Consider the following 16,656-nt stretch of genomic DNA (forward strand, 5'->3'; position numbering starts at 1 on the left):
GCATAATCAATCTATAGGATTGGAAAGACTTATTGTCATCCAATACTCAAATTCTTTGGCTGTAAAAGGAATAGTTATTACTAAAATACAATCTATTTCCGTTTAATTTCAGGGAAATAATAGTTTTTTACCCTTTAACGTCATTGGACGATGCTATGAGTAACGTCCAGGTTTATTGTTAACTTGGCAGAATATTCAGTATATGAAAATTATAAGATGCCTCTTAAGAACTTACAACTTACAATAATTTATATACTGTTCGTTATTATACATATATATAGCATTTTGTAAAAAAACTGCCCTTTTTTTAACCAACGGGATAAATAGGGGGAAACTGGATCCGTCCGTTTAATTTTCTTTAAAAATTTCTCTATCATTCGAATTATGGTTCAGGATTAATATTACCTGTTCTGACATATATGCAGGAGGCAGTTTCATTCCACATCTCACCCAGTAAGAAACCGTCCCGATAATGGAAAATGTGATGCAGTCGATCAAGATTTCAAGGTTTGTACATTCTGGGCCCAATCCATGCATACATGAATGTAATTTCTTTTGAAAAAACATTCCCAATTGACATCTTAATTTCGCTAAAAATCCGGGGACAGTCCGGCCAGAAAACATAACTTTAAAGAAAACTTCTTGTTTTGCTACATAGTAAAAGATTTGTTCAATTGCTTGAAACTTATTATCACCTTGTTGTGTACGATCTTTGGGTAAAGGCGTGTTCATGAAGTGCAGCAAATCTAGGATTTTTTCATCCATCAATTCAGAAGCTAACTCCATTTTATTTTTATAATGGGCATAAAAAGTAGCTCGGTTGTAGTTCGCTTTGTTGCAAATGTCCGTTATCGTTATAGCTTCATAACCTTTTTCATTAATTAATAAAAGCAGCGCATCCTGTAAATTCTGCCTTGACCTTTGTACTCTGCGATCTTCTGTACGTAAAACCTGTGCTTTGGGCTGGTTTAAGAGATTAATAAATAACATATTTGGTGGGTTTATGTTTTGGAGGTTGATAAATTGTTGAGCCAAATAAGCCGGTGAATCTTTCATTTCTGTTTTAATCCAGTAAGATATGAGCCCTATCGTAGCAGATGTTACATACTTTCGATATATCTCGAGATCAATGATTTTCTTGTCAGATAGAAGAAAATGCTTATAGGTTTCTTCAATACAACTGATAAATAGCGGGATAAAACCTGGTATTCTTCTTTCACTAAGCATCGTTTTGAAGAAAAGTGAATGGTCATGAATATATGTGAGCATCGCCATCAAAATCGATTGCTCTTTTTGGTTGCCATGGATTCCTCCCTTTTTCGGTATACCAATCACCGATTCTTGAAAACCTTTTAATGTATTGTCAATGACATCCTCTAATAATTCATATTTATCATGGTAATGGCTATAAAAAGTTACACGGTTCACTTCAGCGTGCTTTGAGATTTTGGTCAATGTTATATCTTCGAATTTATGATAACGGAGCAGGGAAAGAAGGGCATTTCTCAAACGGGATCTTGTTTTAATTTTCCGTTGATCTATTTTCAAAGCCATTCGAACACCTCATTTCGGGAGCTTACATTTACTTCTTAACCAAACCAGATATCACTTTGTTACTTAATAATTGTGTTCGTATATACGTTAGTGATGAATTATTCTGTACATTATGATCCATGCCTTTCTTAGTAAGTAAGCAATGGCCATTCGCATGTCGCTTTTCATGGAAAATGGTTTTATGTTACAAGATGTTTGATTATTTGAAAATTTTCGGGGGATATTCATGATAAAAAGAAGTACGATGCAGTAGAAAAAAAGATTTATAGCTATAATCCATATACCAATTGAAGAAGTTCGGTTTTTGAACATTATAGATTCATCTTATACGCTGAATTTGGGCAGGAGCCACCTATATTCCATTGTAACGGATTTTTATAAACCAACACACTACTTTTTTAAAATTAGTTCAATTAGTGAAAAAGATATAAGTTTTCTTTCCTTCCATTAAAAAAGTGCCATTCATATTTAGAACGACACTAAATGGATCATACTTCCCTTTTCATGGAATCCTTATTGCTTGTGGCTGCATCTACCATAAGGAAAATAGCAGTTATGATATGAAGTATCATCCCGACAACCGGAATCCATGCGATACAAGACGTTACTATGCCCAGAATGCTTCCGTGCTTTTTTTCATTGTTTCGTGCGCAAAATACTAAAGTTATGATATGTAAAATTAACATTGCTATTAATGGTGTCCAAGCCATTCCGATAACGATCGTTCCACCTAACACAGGAATGCCTAAAATTGCTTCCAGGCCACCTGTAACCCATTTCAAAATAGTTACTACATTCATTTTGTCTCCCCCTCCCTTTTCCAGGATTATTATTCTATAACTATCCAGTGATTTTTTGTCGTCAGACCCATCCATACCGCTTGCTGTTTTAACTATATACTATACGTTTAAATCAAAGTATATTCCAATCTTTCTTAATCTATTATTTTGAGTTTTAGTAACTTAAATGGGTGCTCTGCCTTTTTCCCTGATTCATCCCTCAACGTTGTTGTAAGCTCAAACAAATCATTAGGAGCATTTGACATAATGAACGGAATTGAACAGGAATTGATCAAACAAAACTAAAGAAAAAAGCACAGCTCCTGCTAAATAGAGAAAATGGTGTCTAACCAATAAAATGCCCCAATGATTGTCACTGTCCCCCATTCCGTACTCAAAGTGGTGCGCGTTTTTTGGGGAAGTTTAATGCCCACATTGGGGATTTAGACCGTCTGGATAATCCGTCATAACTTATCCAATATATTTTCATTATCAGCTTCTTTATCAAAGGTCAGAACCTCATTCACCGGCTGATATGATTCGCCATAGAATTCCTGATCCTTATAGGTATGAATCATCTCGTATGTTTTTTTCATGGCATCGTAAATCATTTTTTCTGATTCTTCATTCGGCGCCCAAAACAGGATTTCCATTTTATTATTTTCTTGCGTTGCCAGCGATTTTCGCTTATAACCGATGGAAGCGGCATGCTGAAATCCCTCGCGTTTATAAAAATGCAGCCTTTTTTCTGAATCGCTGTCTTCGTAATTCACTGGTTCTACCTCAAGTATGATCGGCTTCCCCTTTCGTTTCAATTTTTCTATTAATTTATGGCCAAGGCCCTGTCCTCGGGCATTTTTTGAAACAAATAGATAATCCACAAACACAAAATTGTCTAATTCAACATACAGTAACACATGATTAGGGCTTTCATCTTTTTGATAAATATCTGACCGTTCTTGTAGTAAGGATTCCATATGTTCCCTTGATTTCATCTCTTCAACTGGAAAGTACTGATTTAACTTTTCGTACCAATGCATGAGCGTGCTCCTTTTATAAATTCTCCTGTCCCCTCTCGCATTAAGCCAATAGGAGATTCTTGACGGGAATGTATTTTTTGAATTTCGATATTTCATACCCTTTAAATTTTCCCTATCAAATTCATTTCATGCCATTTCCAACTGATATTTTATTAAATTTACATCTTCTATAACGAGATTTACCATATTTTTTTATTTTTTTGGTTACCTTATTTGTAGGAGGTGAGAAAATGGACCGTAATACTGATAAGGTGGAAGAAAAGTTCAATGTTGAACTTGGAGGGATGGGCATGTACGGAACGACTTCCAATGAACCATTTGCCGGTTACGAAGCAACCAGGGATATTGAAAATGCGGGAAGGCTGGATAAAGGCTTTAAAAAAGAAGAAGGACATAGGGGCGCTACCTCTTCTTTGAAGGGAAAACACCAGAGGGACTAATAAAACTTTTTTGCGTGTTCTATTATGTAAGCTCGTTGGAATTGGATGAATTTTCGGCACTTCCAGGAAGAAACAACATAAGGCTGTCGTAAATAAAAAACTGCTAATTTGCGGCTTTTTCTGCTTTTATTGGGTCTTTATATGAAATTGTCCCAGATTATCGGCTAATAAAATTATGCAGCTTATCCATTGAGATTATATTCTGATTACAATTTTGGCTGTGCCGGCGACTGTAATTTCCTCTCTTAATAAAAGCATCTTTTGCCGCCCCTTTAATTACAGAATTAACGCATTATTATAGATTACACAGATACCTTTTTTATATTCACAAGATAATGCCCTCTGTATTCCCATTAGTGTATCACCACTGGCTGCTATGGTAATTTTTTATTTGTGCCCTTCATCATTTCAGGCTAAAATAGGTGATTTGGTTTTAGTAATGAAAGAATTTTTTGCATGTACTGCTTCTATAAGATTTTCAGGTAAAACCGTGGATGCTTTGACATTTTCTTTTCCGCTAGCCCTTTTGTCTTTTTTAGGAATAAAAATAAGGGGCAAAGCCAAATATTAGAAAAGAGTCAAACGGCTTTGATGAAAGGTATACCCGAAACAAGAATTCGCCTTTCCAATATCCGGCTTTGCAGGAGTGGCTGCAGACTTTGGCGTAATACTATTTGCCAATTTTCCATGTCATTATGCACTCTGTTTCCATTTTTTGTTGCCATTCCATCATTTTGTGGGGCTCTTGTGCAAAATAAAAGAAATCCTTTTTTGGTTCAAATAGCACAGTTGAGCAGGCGTTGTTATTTTTACTATATCCTAAGACTGTGAGTGGCTACTATGAATCGCAAAGTCATTTTGATTTTTAGTGTGGTTTTTATCCTTTTTATGGCTGGCTTATTCTTCTATTATTTCACCAAACACGATACATCCCGCTGGCAGGTTGCAATTGGCGGAATCGTGGTAAGCTCCCTGCCAATTTTATTGCTTTTTGTAAGAAGCAATCCGTTTAATATTCCGATCATTTTAGGTTATTATGCTTCGATTTTTTGTACGACTTATTTGGGTTCAATAGCAAATTTCTATGTTACTTTCAAGTGGTGGGACACTTCGATTCATTTTTTCAAAGGAATACTCGTAGCTTTTATTGGCATTGCTCTATATAAATTATGGGTTCCCGAAAAACTACGAAAAAGCATTTCACGGTGGATCATTTTCCTGTTTGTCCTTTCACTTGCAGTGTGTTCAAGCGTTTTTTGGGAGATATATGAGTTCATAGGGGATCTGTATGTAACACATACTATGCAAAGAGGCGGAAACAAAGATACGATGTATGACTTGATCTTTGGTTTTGCAGGTGGTCTTCTCATTGCTATCTATGCGTTCATCAAAAAAGAGAGAGTTTAACAGGTAAGGGGTGAAAAAATGAAACGCAAGCTAGTTTTTGCGTTGAGCTTCATTTATGTGCTTTTCATGGCAGCATTAGCTATAAAGTTTTATGTGGACGAAGAATCTTTCAAAGCGATTGTAGCAATTGGCGGGATTGTTTGTGGAGCCATCCCCCTTTTATTAAGCCTGTTTACCAAACTGAAATTCAATCTGCCACTGGTCATATCCTATTTAATTTTCTTATTCTGTTCACAATTTTTAGGATCAATTTTAGGTTGGTATGGATTAGGCTGGTGGGACATCTTCCTGCACTTTTTGAGCGGTGCCCTGCTCGCATTTACTGGAGTTGCGTTATATGAACGATTGGCTCATAGAAGTGCCGGCGAAGGAATATCACCTTGGTTTGTCTTTCTTTTCATCCTTTCTTTTGCAGTTTTTGGAGGGGTTTTATGGGAATTTTATGAATTTACCTCGGACCAATTATTCGATATGACCTTGCAAGGGGGGGGAAATAAAGATACCATGACTGATTTGGTGGCTGATACTGCAGGGGGTCTAGTGATTGCCATTTGGTCAGGGATACGTACCAGGCTGAAGTTAAAGCAAAAATGAATCTTTGGGCCTAACCAGGTCAAAGAACCTTCGATTGTTAAGAGCCAGAGGGATGCCCCGCTGGCTTTTTAATTACGCCTTCTTAATCCTGGCTAAATCTCAATCTTCTTCCAAAATCTCATCAAACGCGGCAGAGACTTTCTCAAATTCCCCGTCGCTCTCTATTGCTGACAAATCGCCCTCCTCGTCCACCTTTAAAAAGAAGATATCAATATCACCTTCACTGTCTTGCTGAAGGTCCTCGACAAAGCTGACTGCTACATAATCTGTATTTTCGATCGTTAACATCGCCAGAACTTCAACTTCCTGCTCTTCGTCATTTTCATCGCTGATCGTAAAGATTTCGCCTACTTCAACTTTTTCCATGGTATATACTCCTCCCCAAACATTGGACTGATATTACTAATCATTATCTTCCCAAAACCAATGGGTTTCATGCGTTAAAAGCAATTTTTCTAATCACTGCCGAAGAGATTGTGGACACTTAACATTGTCTAATGAGAGCAGATGTTGATAATCCAAAGCTGACTTTTGTTCCATCAGCTTGCGTACTTCATTGGTTACTGTAGCCTTAAACCGTGTTTCCCGGTCAATTGTGGCGAGGATGGCTTCGGCTTGGACAACCAGCTCCTGTTTCTCGTTGATTATAGTCTGCAAAAAGGAAAAGCTCGTGATTCCAACGCGATTGATCCATGTTTTTATCCATAGCTTTTCTTTATCAAAGACTTCCTTTTTATAATCCATACTAATATGTACCACTACGGCTTCAACTTGATTAAATATACAAGTAGTACCATTATTTGCGTGCCTGGTGCAAATAGCCAATAAGTGTAACATAGCATACGTGGCCATGGCCCGAATTGGCTGCGAGTTCAAGTACCGTATAAGTCATTATGATGGCACCTTCTTTTCTAAAAATAAGACTGGTTTACAGTCCTAGAATGCTTACCACTGTAGTTCGCATATGACTGGTAAATTCCTTCCCGCAGCGTGTGCATAGAGAAAAAATATAGATTTTTTGGTTTATTTGTCATTTTATAGGAAGATTTGTCACATCCCTTCCATTTACTAATTATTTTCTGCATAATGTAGTTTATGTCCAAGAGTTTTATTGCAGTAAACGGTTAAAGAAAAAATCGATGATTAGGGGAAATTTTTTATGTTTTTGACATCAAACGATCAATTAGAAGTTAGGATTAAGCAGCTAAAAAAGGATTTAATCCGCATCGTGGAAGCAACCGGCTTGAACAGCCATGAAACTCTCAATTGCAGTCAAAAACTGGACAAGCTAATCACAGACTATCAAAAGAATAGCAGTAAAGCTGAACACAATAAGAGAGAGAAGGTAAATGTGTGAAATTGATTATTAACACAAATGAAAAATCCCCTTTGGTTAGACAGTAAAGAATGTCCTCTTTAGTGAAAGCTATCACTGTCTAACCAAACTCCCTTTCAATCTTTTCCCCGTCTAACAAGGTTCGTTATATCCCCACATTGCTTAATTCATTAAGGAGTGACTGCATTTTAATCCCTAAAATCCTTCCAAAACATTCTTTGAATTGGTATTCACGTCCATTGTAGCCGCTTCCATTTTGATGCTTATTCATATTCTATTATGAAAGGCGGTAAGAATATGGAAGAGAACCTCGTTTTGTATTTGGCGGTTTATTTCTTTCTCTTGTATGCTGGTGTTTTTCTGATTGGAACGGTATGTTTGGCTGGTATTGCCGGCGTGCATCTTTTGAGGAAGCTAAGGCGTAATAAGAGTAATTAAAATTGAAGAAGGGGTCAGGCCCCTGGTATGTTAACACGTTAACGTACCGGGGGTCTGACCACATTATTCCGGGGCGAATCGTGTCGCTGGCAAGTTATTTTAGGTTAGTCAATTAGGACGCTATTTGAATGAGCGGTTACCGAATGAACTGCACCCCAATTTTTAGCAATTGGGGTGCAGTTCAGAATGGATTGTTCTTTTTTTATCGGAAAGGAAACCGCCATCCTGTTGGAACACCTGTGTAACAAACTTTCTGTTCGGGCAGCGTGTCTGTCTTCGTCTTTTAGAGAAGGATTTTCCAAAATGTAGGAAAGCTTAGACTTCCCCCTGGTAATCCATTTCCGTAAGAGAATCCATATGACTGGCAATCATCGCTATAATGGTGCTTGCTTCTTCCTTGCTGAAAATGAAGTTCGTCTCGTCCCTGATCATATCATCATCATCCGTCCAAATCCGGTTTACGCGCTTAAGGACGCCATCCCCGGTTTCTTGTACAATGCCGAACTGATAGGTCACTTCCACATCATTTTCTTGATAAAATGCAGTTACTTCAGGGGTTTCCCAGTCTACATCGATTTCCTCCAACAGCTGTATTTCGCCGCGGTCATCCAGATCGCGCAATTCCTCTTCTTCCATATACAGTCCTTCATCCACATATTCTTCATCAATTAAATCTTCTTCCACACTGTCACCATTCACATAATCATGAAAGCGTTCATGGACAGCATCGACGATATCCTCTATATCGGTCAAGACCACTTTGCTGATCTGGCCAAGGTCTGGTTCAAAGGCTTCCATATAAAATTCTTCATTATGAGGGTCAAAAAACAGTGTGCAAAAATACTCCCTATCGATATCTTCGCCTTCTGTGTAAAATTCAATTCTCGGATGCTTCGCACCGCGCTCAATCGACATACCGCCGTTTTGATCATATTTATCACAGATTGATTCCAGACTATCCTGAAGTTCGCCGCTTACTCTGTCAAACCATTCTAACGACATGCTAGCCATCCCTTCCTTTCGAGGTGATCGCTCTTATTATTTCCTGTAAGCGAAGATTCTCCCCGTTCCATATGGTGGGAATATGTTTTATGACAGGTTAGACGGGGAGACTTGGACTTCGAGATGTACGTTATCAGCTGTATTATAATTCAGATTCATTACTTGAACTCGCCGTGGGCATGGGTATTGGTTCATGCACGGAATACTGTTTGAAACTTTTAAAATAATCTGCAAAGTAGTACGAAATTGAGTTGTATATATAGAATTGTTAGTTTTCCCCAAAAAGAAAAGAGGCCAGAGCCAGGGTCCTATATCTAAAGCAGAACAGTTCATTAATAAGCTACATGAGAGGGATTTGGTGTTTTGGTCCCATAGAGCTTTCAATGGGCCTATTTCTCTTTATTAAAAAAAAGTCTTAATAATTTCTTGATGTTTATTGCAAATTGTACATCGGTATTCTATTTCAAGGACATCTTCTTCTGCCTCATGGACTGTTTCGGACCGGCAATGTTCACAATATCTCTTAATCCGCGCTTTTTCCATTATGCCTTTCGCTCCCATCTTTTTTCCTTTTTATAATCGTTTTAACCATTTTCGGCCATTTTTTAACGCATTGGAAACCATTCATTGTTTGTAGATGCGTTTAAAAATAAATTCCTGTATGTACTCATCCTCTTTTAGTTTGACAGAGTGAGTAGCAGCCAATTCCCAACCGTGAGCCCCCAATTTGTTCATTTCATGCTCGGTAGGAGAAATGGCTTTGATGTATTCCCATTGTACCGGGCTTAGTTTTAGTTTCCGCAATCTTGTCAGTTCCTTTTTATTCCACTGATCTTTTTGTTTTAATTCTTCAGCCTTTCTTGCCTGAATGGCCTTTTCGAAAATAAACTTTTTGGGTTTATCACAATTTGGGCATGTGTCGGCAATAAATGTCACTAGTTTTTTACAGTAATAACAAACATTTGTGTTATTTTCCATTTACATCACCTCTTATGAAAATGATATTCCAGAGGTTAGCAAATTTGACTGATTACATGCCATTACAAGGCTTTTTCAATAAATGAAAGGATCTCATCCAGGTTTTGGGTGTGCTTTTCTGATGTAATAACAGAAAACAGGTCCCCTTTTTGTTCGATTCGTTTTTTCATATTTAGAATCGTAAAATCGATTGGCAAAAAACCTTTCTGGACTTCTTCCCAGGTAACCGGTGCAGCGACGGTAGCGTTTGGTTTGGCCCGGGCAGAATATACGGCTGGCATTGTTCTCCCTTTCCATAATTGTAAGTAGTCGAAATAAAGCTTCTTCCCTCTTTTCGAAACCACCCGTTCCAATGTGATTTTTCCAGGCAATTTCTCGAGAAAATAATTCGCAATGAATGTATTCATTTTCCTTGCCTGTTCAAAGGTGTATATAGGTGCAATCGGCACAAAAATTTGCATGCCGGTTGACCCGGAAGTCCTTGGTATAGCCTGAAGTCCAAGCGAATCCAGCACCCGCTTCAATTCAAATGCTACTTCCAATACCAGTTCGAAGCTTTCATCATTTGGCGGGTCTAAATCGAAGGCAAGCTCCAGCGGGTAATGTTCTTTTTTAACGCTATCAAATGGAACGTGAAATTCCAAGGCGCCGTAATCGGCAGCCCAAATAAGTGTTGCTGTGTCATTTAATAACATCCGTTGTTTTTCCTTATAAAAAGTACTTGGTATCCATAGAGGTGCGCTGGATGGAAGCGATCGTTTCTCAATTCTCTTACCTTTTATTCCATGGGGATATACCCACATCATTAACAAACGATCTTGTGAATGCCGGAGAAGACTTTGTGATATTTCAGCTAAATATAGTAAATAATCTAATTTTCGAATCCCTAAATCAGCCCAAATCATTTGTTCCGGATTTGTTATGGGAATCCGTTTTTCATCAATAATTATTTCTTCCACTGCTATGCCCCCCGTCTATCCATATTTTCAGTGGAATCAGCGGAAACTATGTAGCAAGTAATGCTTTTAACGCAGCCAAATTGTTTTTTCTCTTAACGCGCGAATAAAAAATTGGTATGATATAAGGTAGCATTTCCCCAAAAAATAGGAGTGGACGCAGAATGAGTGTACATAAAGATCTAATTAAGCATGCCAATAAACAGCATCAAACATATAAACAGTTTCTTGCGCTTGATGAGGAAAGGGAGCGGTATATCCAGGAAGCAGTCTTATTGTGCCAGCAAGGTAAATCCTTTACAACCGCGAAAATTAATGAAGTGACCGATAGAATAAATTTGCTTGCGAAATTGAGGGTAGTTCCTTCAAGGAAAAATGTAACCGGCCAAATGATTGAAGAATATGTAAACAAAATCTCTTCTAGATAAATTGCTTAGAAAAACCGCATATTGGCGGCATTGGAACGCGGGAAAAAGAGATGGTCTTAAGTACCAGAGAGAATTGTTTTCTTTACTGTCTCCCAAAAAGGGGAATCGCCTGCCGGCGATTCCCCTTTTGTGTTTCTACACCAAAATGTTATTCTTATCATCGGTGTAAATATGCTGTACACTGGCATTGTCAATCCCAGCACCAATCTCGATTGGTTTTGCAGCATCATCGGCTTCAACGTTCTGTAGCGCGACATAATCTGCCCGCTGCCTGCCGCCAAATATTTTGATATAAGCACCCGCGTTTTTAAAGCCGCTGATTTTGATGTTATTGAACACTACGTTTCTTGCCCGGTATTGAATCGCGATAACCGGTTCCCCTTTGTAGTCATATTCTGGATCCCCAATGAGCGTAAAATCGTTGACAGCCACATTTTTATAAGCGGAAACCACCATGCCGCGCGGAGTGGAATTCACATATAAATCTGTGAAGACGGGAGCGATGGAGACGATATTCGTAGCTTTAATATTAAAGGCGGTTTTCGACTCAGGGTCATTCAGTTTATGGTGCCCTATATGCCGGAAATTGTACGAGCGATTGTCATTCACAGACAAATGCCCAATGATTTGTACGTTCGAAGCGGCCGAAGCATTATGGTGTGCTTTAATTTCTACGCCTCCAAAGCATCGAGTTGTAGAATTACCCACAAGCCACACGTTCCTGGAACCGTCATCCACTTCGATTCCATTAGAATTGGAAAACCCTTTTTTATGGGCTCTTCCGCTGGGGTCACACATGTGGGAATTTGTAATCAAGATATTGTCGCTATGGTGGGTGGTGATTCCATCGTCCCCAAACCCATGGCCGTTTAAGTTATCAAGCCAAATATATTTGCTGCCGCCCCGGCTGCGGGTTCCGTCCCCCAGATAGGTGTACAGGGTCGAGGAAACGTCAAAACAATGCAGTCCTGGATTTATCGCTTCAACATCCTTCACCCAGCCAAAGGTCACATTCGCCAACGTCAAACAGCTTGATCGATTGTTCCCACGGCTGGTATATTCCTCGTTGCCAAGCCTTTCTACATTCCAATCCAAACTCATGCCTTCTACACGTATATTACGATTTCCTTTTACATGATTCGCATTTGTTATGATCCATTCTCCTTTAGGGGCCGCATCATGTAGTTTAAGAATGGTTTTTCCTTTCCCTGCGCCGGCCAACAAAGTGAACGAGGGCAGTTTTAACCCTTTTATTACAAAGATACCTTCTGGAATGATTACCTTTACCCTTCCTTTTGCTATCGCCTTCTTGAAAGCATCGGTATCATCTGTCACACCATCACCAACCGCGCCGAAGTCGGTTATCGATACTTCCCTTGAAATCTTGTTTAGCAAGTGTCCTGATTCTTGGTCCAGCAGCGATTTCCACTCAGGATAAACGGTGCCCTCCTGATTTACGGACGTGGCGCCCATCCTTGCAGGATATCCACTTGCATTTTTGACAAAAAGAAAAACGCCAATTTTTTTAATGCCTGTTAACACAGATTTGATAGAAAAAGCGGACGGCCACAGATAATTCCTGCTGTATTTCATAAAAAGGCGGTCAGTTTGTTCCAGTACACCCTTGAATTTACGTTTGTTTACTCCAGTAATTCTTTCTATTAATTCCCTGTTATTTTGGGGGTCGTGGTTTCTGCCTAAATATATCATGGTTGGTTCTTCACCTCGTTTTATCCTTACTCGGAATATTCCCTATTTATGAGGCACGTAACCGAATTCCATGATTTGAATTAGAAAATAAAAAACATATGCACTAGATGCATATGACCAAGGTAAACATTCATTACTATTTATTTAGAAAATAAGTCAACCTAAGAAACAGTTACACCTGAACTTTATCGGCATAGGTAGCGTAGCTTTCTTGTTGGGGGAGATGGAGCAAACTTTCAGCTTTGATTGTAAGGCATTTCCGTGGTTCACATGATGAAAAAAACATTGGGAGGGCAGGTTATTCCATCATTCATTTTAAATTACTGTGCTGAAGATCACTATTTTTCCAGGTTGACGGTTATATCATATTTTTCGCTGTTTGTTTTTCCATGAGACTGGTTCCAGGATAAGCGGATTTTTTTTATAGCTGAAAGATCGATATTATCTTTAAGCTGGAACCGAACTTTACCTTCGCTTATAGCACCGCTCAAAATCTCCCCTCCAAAGTTATCACTTGTTGAGGGATCGGCATTCATTTGTGCTTTTCCGATAATTAACATTCCTTCTTCGGGAGTAGCATAAATGCTGTGTCCTGTTGTGTTTTCAATCCTGAAGGAGACTGCCAGTTCATGATCATAACCGCCATCTACGATTTTCTCTGTCCGGTAAAGCTCCACACGGTCAATAGCCGTAATTGCCCCAGCTTTTTCCTCGCTCCAGCTGGTGGAGTATACCGTCCGTCCATGATGTTCTTCACTGTTGGAATGTGCAATGGGAATACCGATAAATACAAGCGCCAAAACAATAAGCAGCATTATTAACCCTTTTGGGTTGTCTTTTTCTCTCTTTTCCCCCACAATGTTCACCCGCTCTTTCTTCTATGTGCTTGCTAAAAAGCCTCATGAATCCTATTTATTAAATACGATTCAGGGAGGCTTTTTTCCTTTTTTTATAATTCATTCTTATGATAATTTTCGTTCGCTATGTTCAAATAAAGAATATTCTTGTGTTAAAGACATGGTTAAATTATATCCAGAGGAATTTTCTTTTGCGGTCTCGGGAAGGCTTCATCCAATCTCTCCAGTTCATCCTGAGTGAAATGAATTGTCGCTGCTTGTGCGTTTTCAAAAATATGCTGCTCTTGCACTGCTTTTGGAATCGCAATTACTTGATCCGTTCGTATCGTCCAGGCTAAAGCAATTTGCAGAGCCTTTACGCGATGATCTTCTGCTATTTCGTTCACGATTGGACTACTCTGAAGCTGTGTCCGCAAGGAGTCTCTATGTGCAAGCGGGCTATATGCCATAATTGGCATATTATGTGCTTTCTGCCATGGCAAAAGGTCAAAATCAATCCCTCGGGAACCCAAGTTATATAAAACCTGATTCACCGTACAATTTTTACCGTTCTCTGTGTTCCATAGTTCCTCCATATCATCCGTATCAAAGTTCGAAACGCCCCATCTCAAAATCTTGCCTTCCTTTCGCAGCTTTTCCATGCCGTCTATTGTTTCGGCTAATGGAATCCGGCCTCTCCAATGTAAAAGATAAAGATCTAAATGGTCTGTCTTCAATCGTTTTAAACTGTTTTCACATGCTTTTGAGATCATGTCTAGCCCTGCATGATGAGGATAAACCTTTGACACAAGGAACACATCATTCCTTCTTCCTTTGATGGCTTCCCCTACCATAAGCTCAGAGTCGCCTTCACCATACATTTCAGCGGTATCAATCAGCTTCATGCCTAAATCAATTCCCGATTGCAGCGCTCTGACCTCTGAATCTCTTGCCTTAATGTTTTCACCCATGTACCACGTCCCCTGACCCAGGCACGGAACCGCCGTGCCATCAGCCAATGTTACTGTGCGGTTTTCGAGCCGGTTTCTGATAACTTCAAGTCCTTGCTTTTCAAAATACGCCATTTTCGGCCTCGCTTTCTGGGTGTAAACCCGTACGTTGTATCAGCTCTTAGTTACTGATTTATCTATTAGTGTACCGAGCGCCCCCTGTAAAATTCATACATTGTATTCCTGCCTGGACGGGGATTCCAATGGAAACATTTCATATATAGCCAATATTTACAAAGTATTAACATGCACAAAACAAGGGAGATTAAGAGTACAAACCAAAAGGAGGTGAAAACACATGTCAAGAAGCGGTGGAAATCGTGACAAGCTAGTGCCAGGCGCTCAACAAGCTATCGATCAAATGAAGTATGAAATTGCTACTGAATTCGGTGTACAGCTTGGTGCTGAAACAGTTTCTCGTGCTAACGGTTCAGTTGGTGGTGAAATCACTAAGCGTTTAGTTGCTACTGCCCAATCTCAATTAGCTGGCCAATTTGGTGGTCAAATGGGCGGAACTACTCGCTAATCGGGGTAAGGCAAGATAGAAAATCACATTTTATCTCCAATTTATAAAATTAAATATTTATGGCTTAGGCTACCTGTTTCCTTACAGGTAGCCTTTCAATTGTTATTCCGCTAAGTAAGAAGCTAAAGCCCTTTTCCGGCTTTAGCTTACTGTGTTGCTTAATCAGACGAAACGATCGGAGAACCTGTGGATGTATGTTTATTCACCCAGTCCCGGGCCGTTTCGGCAACAGCAGGCCAGTCTGGTATGTTCCCACTGTGTTCTTCAACCCAGCTCATGCAATATTGCGGATCAATGCTGTGCTTACCGCATTCCGACAACAATGCTTGAAGGGTGCTATGATTACAATTCTTCCAGTTGCCGCAGGTCGTACGCCATATGTCTTCAACTGTCTTCTGCACATAGGGATCCGGCGAGAATACATTTTCTTCGGGCATTATCTGTCCCCTCCTTTAATAAAGTTCCAAAACAGAGATTGTTCAACATGAACATTATGCCCAGTTACTCAAAAACAACTTCCTTCCAATAAGAACTATTTATCCCAGTATTCACTGCTTTTTCGATTGTGTTCATCTTAAGTTCCATGTCCAATTCCGGGCTGTATGATCTCCCATAAATACTTTTATAAACCGTTTCTCCATTTTTCTCTTGTTAAATAAAAAGGGACAAAACCCAGATGTAAGGTTTTGTCCTCGCCCAGGAAAATCCTAAATTGAGGTATAAACTTGGAGTTCAATTAGATTTCCTGAGGGATCTTTTGCAAAAGGAGTGCCATTTTCTTCTATTACGATTGCGCCCATTTCACGTACTTGAGCAACAGCTCTGCTTCTTGCTTCTTGGCTTGGCAGTACCAAAGAGAATAATTTAAGCCCTACGCTGTTTTCATCAGCGGCCGGGGCCCCTTTGCTGTGCCAGGTATTCAACCCGATATGGTGATGGTAGCCGCCTGAGGAAACAAAACGGGCGCTTTGTCCATATTTGCTGTTCACAAGTATCAAACCAAGCCCTTTGCAATAAAACTTCTCTGCCGCATCAAGATCAGACACCTGCAAATGGATATGTCCCATTATTGTTCCGCTTGGCAGCCCCTGCCATTCGTTTCCCTTACCCTCCGCCAACAGATTTTGGGCCTGCAGTGGCTCGGTTGTCATCACTACATCCCTGCCGTCCCAATTCCATGACTCGGAAGGACGGTCACGATAAATTTCAATTCCATTCCCGTCGGGATCTGCCAGATAAATGGCTTCACTTACAAGATGGTCGGAAGCCCCTTGCAAGGGATATCCTGCCTGAAGCAAGTGTAGCAGTACTTCGGCCAAATCTGATCGCTTTGGGACAAGCAAAGCAAAATGGTACAAACCAGTGCGATTAGGTTGGTTTGGCGTTACGTTTTCTGGTTGTTCAATTTTTAGCAGCGGAATCTTCCCATCGGCTGTGAGCAACACTCTATTTTCGGTTTGTTCCAGTATCCTGAGTCCGATTATTTCCTGATAAAAATTAAGGGAACGATTCAAATCTTGAACCTTTAAATGCACATGTCCGACATAAGTACAAGGAGCTTGATGGAAATTCACATTAGGAACCTCTCTTCTATTATCTAATTTTATTAACTTACTTTATGT

19 protein-coding genes are annotated in these 16,656 nt (G+C 39.5%); 6 read left to right on the forward strand and 13 right to left on the reverse strand.

Going from position 1 to position 16,656, the window contains the following annotated elements:
* Positions 1-348: 348 nt before the first annotated feature.
* From D0466_RS01920 to D0466_RS01930, 3 genes are all read right to left on the reverse strand, one after another.
* Positions 349-1,554 (reverse strand): TetR/AcrR family transcriptional regulator, encoded by a 1,206-nt coding sequence (locus D0466_RS01920; protein ID WP_117320883.1) that lies wholly within the window; start codon positions 1,552-1,554, stop codon positions 349-351.
* A 488-nt stretch (positions 1,555-2,042) separates the two neighbouring features.
* Complete coding sequence (locus D0466_RS01925) at positions 2,043-2,354, reverse strand: hypothetical protein (RefSeq protein ID WP_117320884.1); 312 nt, start codon at positions 2,352-2,354, stop codon at positions 2,043-2,045.
* Between the two features lie 443 nt (positions 2,355-2,797).
* Positions 2,798-3,373, reverse strand: coding sequence for a GNAT family N-acetyltransferase (locus D0466_RS01930; protein ID WP_117320885.1), 576 nt, complete (start codon positions 3,371-3,373; stop codon positions 2,798-2,800).
* 230 nt (positions 3,374-3,603) lie between these two features.
* Between D0466_RS01930 and D0466_RS01935 the strand changes: the two genes are divergently transcribed.
* From D0466_RS01935 to D0466_RS01945, 3 genes are all read left to right on the forward strand, one after another.
* Positions 3,604-3,813 (forward strand): hypothetical protein, encoded by a 210-nt coding sequence (locus tag D0466_RS01935; RefSeq protein ID WP_117320886.1) that lies wholly within the window; start codon positions 3,604-3,606, stop codon positions 3,811-3,813.
* 840 nt (positions 3,814-4,653) lie between these two features.
* Positions 4,654-5,220 (forward strand): membrane-spanning protein, encoded by a 567-nt coding sequence (locus D0466_RS01940; protein WP_117320887.1) that lies wholly within the window; start codon positions 4,654-4,656, stop codon positions 5,218-5,220.
* A gap of 18 nt (positions 5,221-5,238) precedes the next feature.
* A complete protein-coding gene (locus D0466_RS01945) occupies positions 5,239-5,814 on the forward strand; it encodes a hypothetical protein (protein ID WP_117320888.1) in 576 nt (191 codons plus the stop codon).
* 99 nt (positions 5,815-5,913) lie between these two features.
* Here the strand turns inward: D0466_RS01945 and D0466_RS01950 are convergent, their stop codons facing one another.
* The gene (locus D0466_RS01950; protein WP_117320889.1) at positions 5,914-6,180 is read right to left on the reverse strand and encodes a DUF1292 domain-containing protein; all 267 of its coding nucleotides are present in this window, start codon (positions 6,178-6,180) and stop codon (positions 5,914-5,916) included.
* 93 nt (positions 6,181-6,273) lie between these two features.
* Positions 6,274-6,651, reverse strand: coding sequence for an acyl-CoA thioesterase (locus tag D0466_RS01955; RefSeq protein WP_158555781.1), 378 nt, complete (start codon positions 6,649-6,651; stop codon positions 6,274-6,276).
* Positions 6,652-6,973: 322 nt separating this feature from the next.
* Between D0466_RS01955 and D0466_RS01960 the strand changes: the two genes are divergently transcribed.
* The gene (locus tag D0466_RS01960; RefSeq protein ID WP_117320891.1) at positions 6,974-7,171 is read left to right on the forward strand and encodes an aspartyl-phosphate phosphatase Spo0E family protein; all 198 of its coding nucleotides are present in this window, start codon (positions 6,974-6,976) and stop codon (positions 7,169-7,171) included.
* A 732-nt stretch (positions 7,172-7,903) separates the two neighbouring features.
* Here D0466_RS01960 and D0466_RS01965 read toward each other — a convergent pair.
* From D0466_RS01965 to D0466_RS01975, 3 genes are all read right to left on the reverse strand, one after another.
* The gene (locus tag D0466_RS01965; RefSeq protein WP_117320892.1) at positions 7,904-8,590 is read right to left on the reverse strand and encodes a hypothetical protein; all 687 of its coding nucleotides are present in this window, start codon (positions 8,588-8,590) and stop codon (positions 7,904-7,906) included.
* A 624-nt stretch (positions 8,591-9,214) separates the two neighbouring features.
* Complete coding sequence (locus D0466_RS01970; protein WP_117320893.1) at positions 9,215-9,568, reverse strand: hypothetical protein; 354 nt, start codon at positions 9,566-9,568, stop codon at positions 9,215-9,217.
* Positions 9,569-9,630: 62 nt separating this feature from the next.
* Positions 9,631-10,527, reverse strand: coding sequence for a DNA polymerase domain-containing protein (locus tag D0466_RS01975; RefSeq protein WP_233522502.1), 897 nt, complete (start codon positions 10,525-10,527; stop codon positions 9,631-9,633).
* Between the two features lie 161 nt (positions 10,528-10,688).
* Here D0466_RS01975 and D0466_RS01980 point away from each other — a divergent pair, with 161 nt between their 5' ends.
* Positions 10,689-10,952, forward strand: a complete 264-nt coding sequence (locus tag D0466_RS01980; RefSeq protein ID WP_117320894.1) for a DUF2533 family protein — start codon at positions 10,689-10,691, stop codon at positions 10,950-10,952.
* 135 nt (positions 10,953-11,087) lie between these two features.
* Here D0466_RS01980 and D0466_RS01985 read toward each other — a convergent pair whose 3' ends face one another.
* From D0466_RS01985 to D0466_RS01995, 3 genes are all read right to left on the reverse strand, one after another.
* Positions 11,088-12,662 (reverse strand): glycosyl hydrolase family 28-related protein, encoded by a 1,575-nt coding sequence (locus D0466_RS01985; RefSeq protein WP_117320895.1) that lies wholly within the window; start codon positions 12,660-12,662, stop codon positions 11,088-11,090.
* A gap of 338 nt (positions 12,663-13,000) precedes the next feature.
* Positions 13,001-13,519 carry a hypothetical protein gene (locus D0466_RS01990; protein WP_142919873.1) on the reverse strand — a complete coding sequence of 173 codons (519 nt, stop codon included), beginning with the start codon at positions 13,517-13,519 and terminating at the stop codon, positions 13,001-13,003.
* Between the two features lie 164 nt (positions 13,520-13,683).
* Positions 13,684-14,583 (reverse strand): aldo/keto reductase, encoded by a 900-nt coding sequence (locus tag D0466_RS01995; protein ID WP_117320897.1) that lies wholly within the window; start codon positions 14,581-14,583, stop codon positions 13,684-13,686.
* A 223-nt stretch (positions 14,584-14,806) separates the two neighbouring features.
* On the opposite strand from D0466_RS01995, the gene D0466_RS02000 reads away from it, so the two are divergent.
* Complete coding sequence (locus tag D0466_RS02000; protein ID WP_117320898.1) at positions 14,807-15,034, forward strand: alpha/beta-type small acid-soluble spore protein; 228 nt, start codon at positions 14,807-14,809, stop codon at positions 15,032-15,034.
* Between the two features lie 158 nt (positions 15,035-15,192).
* On the opposite strand, the gene D0466_RS02005 is transcribed toward D0466_RS02000, so the two are convergent.
* Together D0466_RS02005 and D0466_RS02010 are read right to left on the reverse strand one after the other, a co-directional pair.
* Entirely contained in the window at positions 15,193-15,435 is a 243-nt protein-coding gene (locus tag D0466_RS02005) for a hypothetical protein (RefSeq protein ID WP_233522503.1), read from the reverse strand.
* Between the two features lie 306 nt (positions 15,436-15,741).
* Positions 15,742-16,608, reverse strand: coding sequence for a VOC family protein (locus tag D0466_RS02010; protein WP_117320900.1), 867 nt, complete (start codon positions 16,606-16,608; stop codon positions 15,742-15,744).
* Positions 16,609-16,656: the final 48 nt, after the last annotated feature.

Origin of the sequence: Peribacillus glennii (genome assembly GCF_003429105.1) — a bacterium.
Classification (GTDB): Bacteria; Bacillota; Bacilli; order Bacillales; family DSM-1321; genus Peribacillus; species Peribacillus glennii.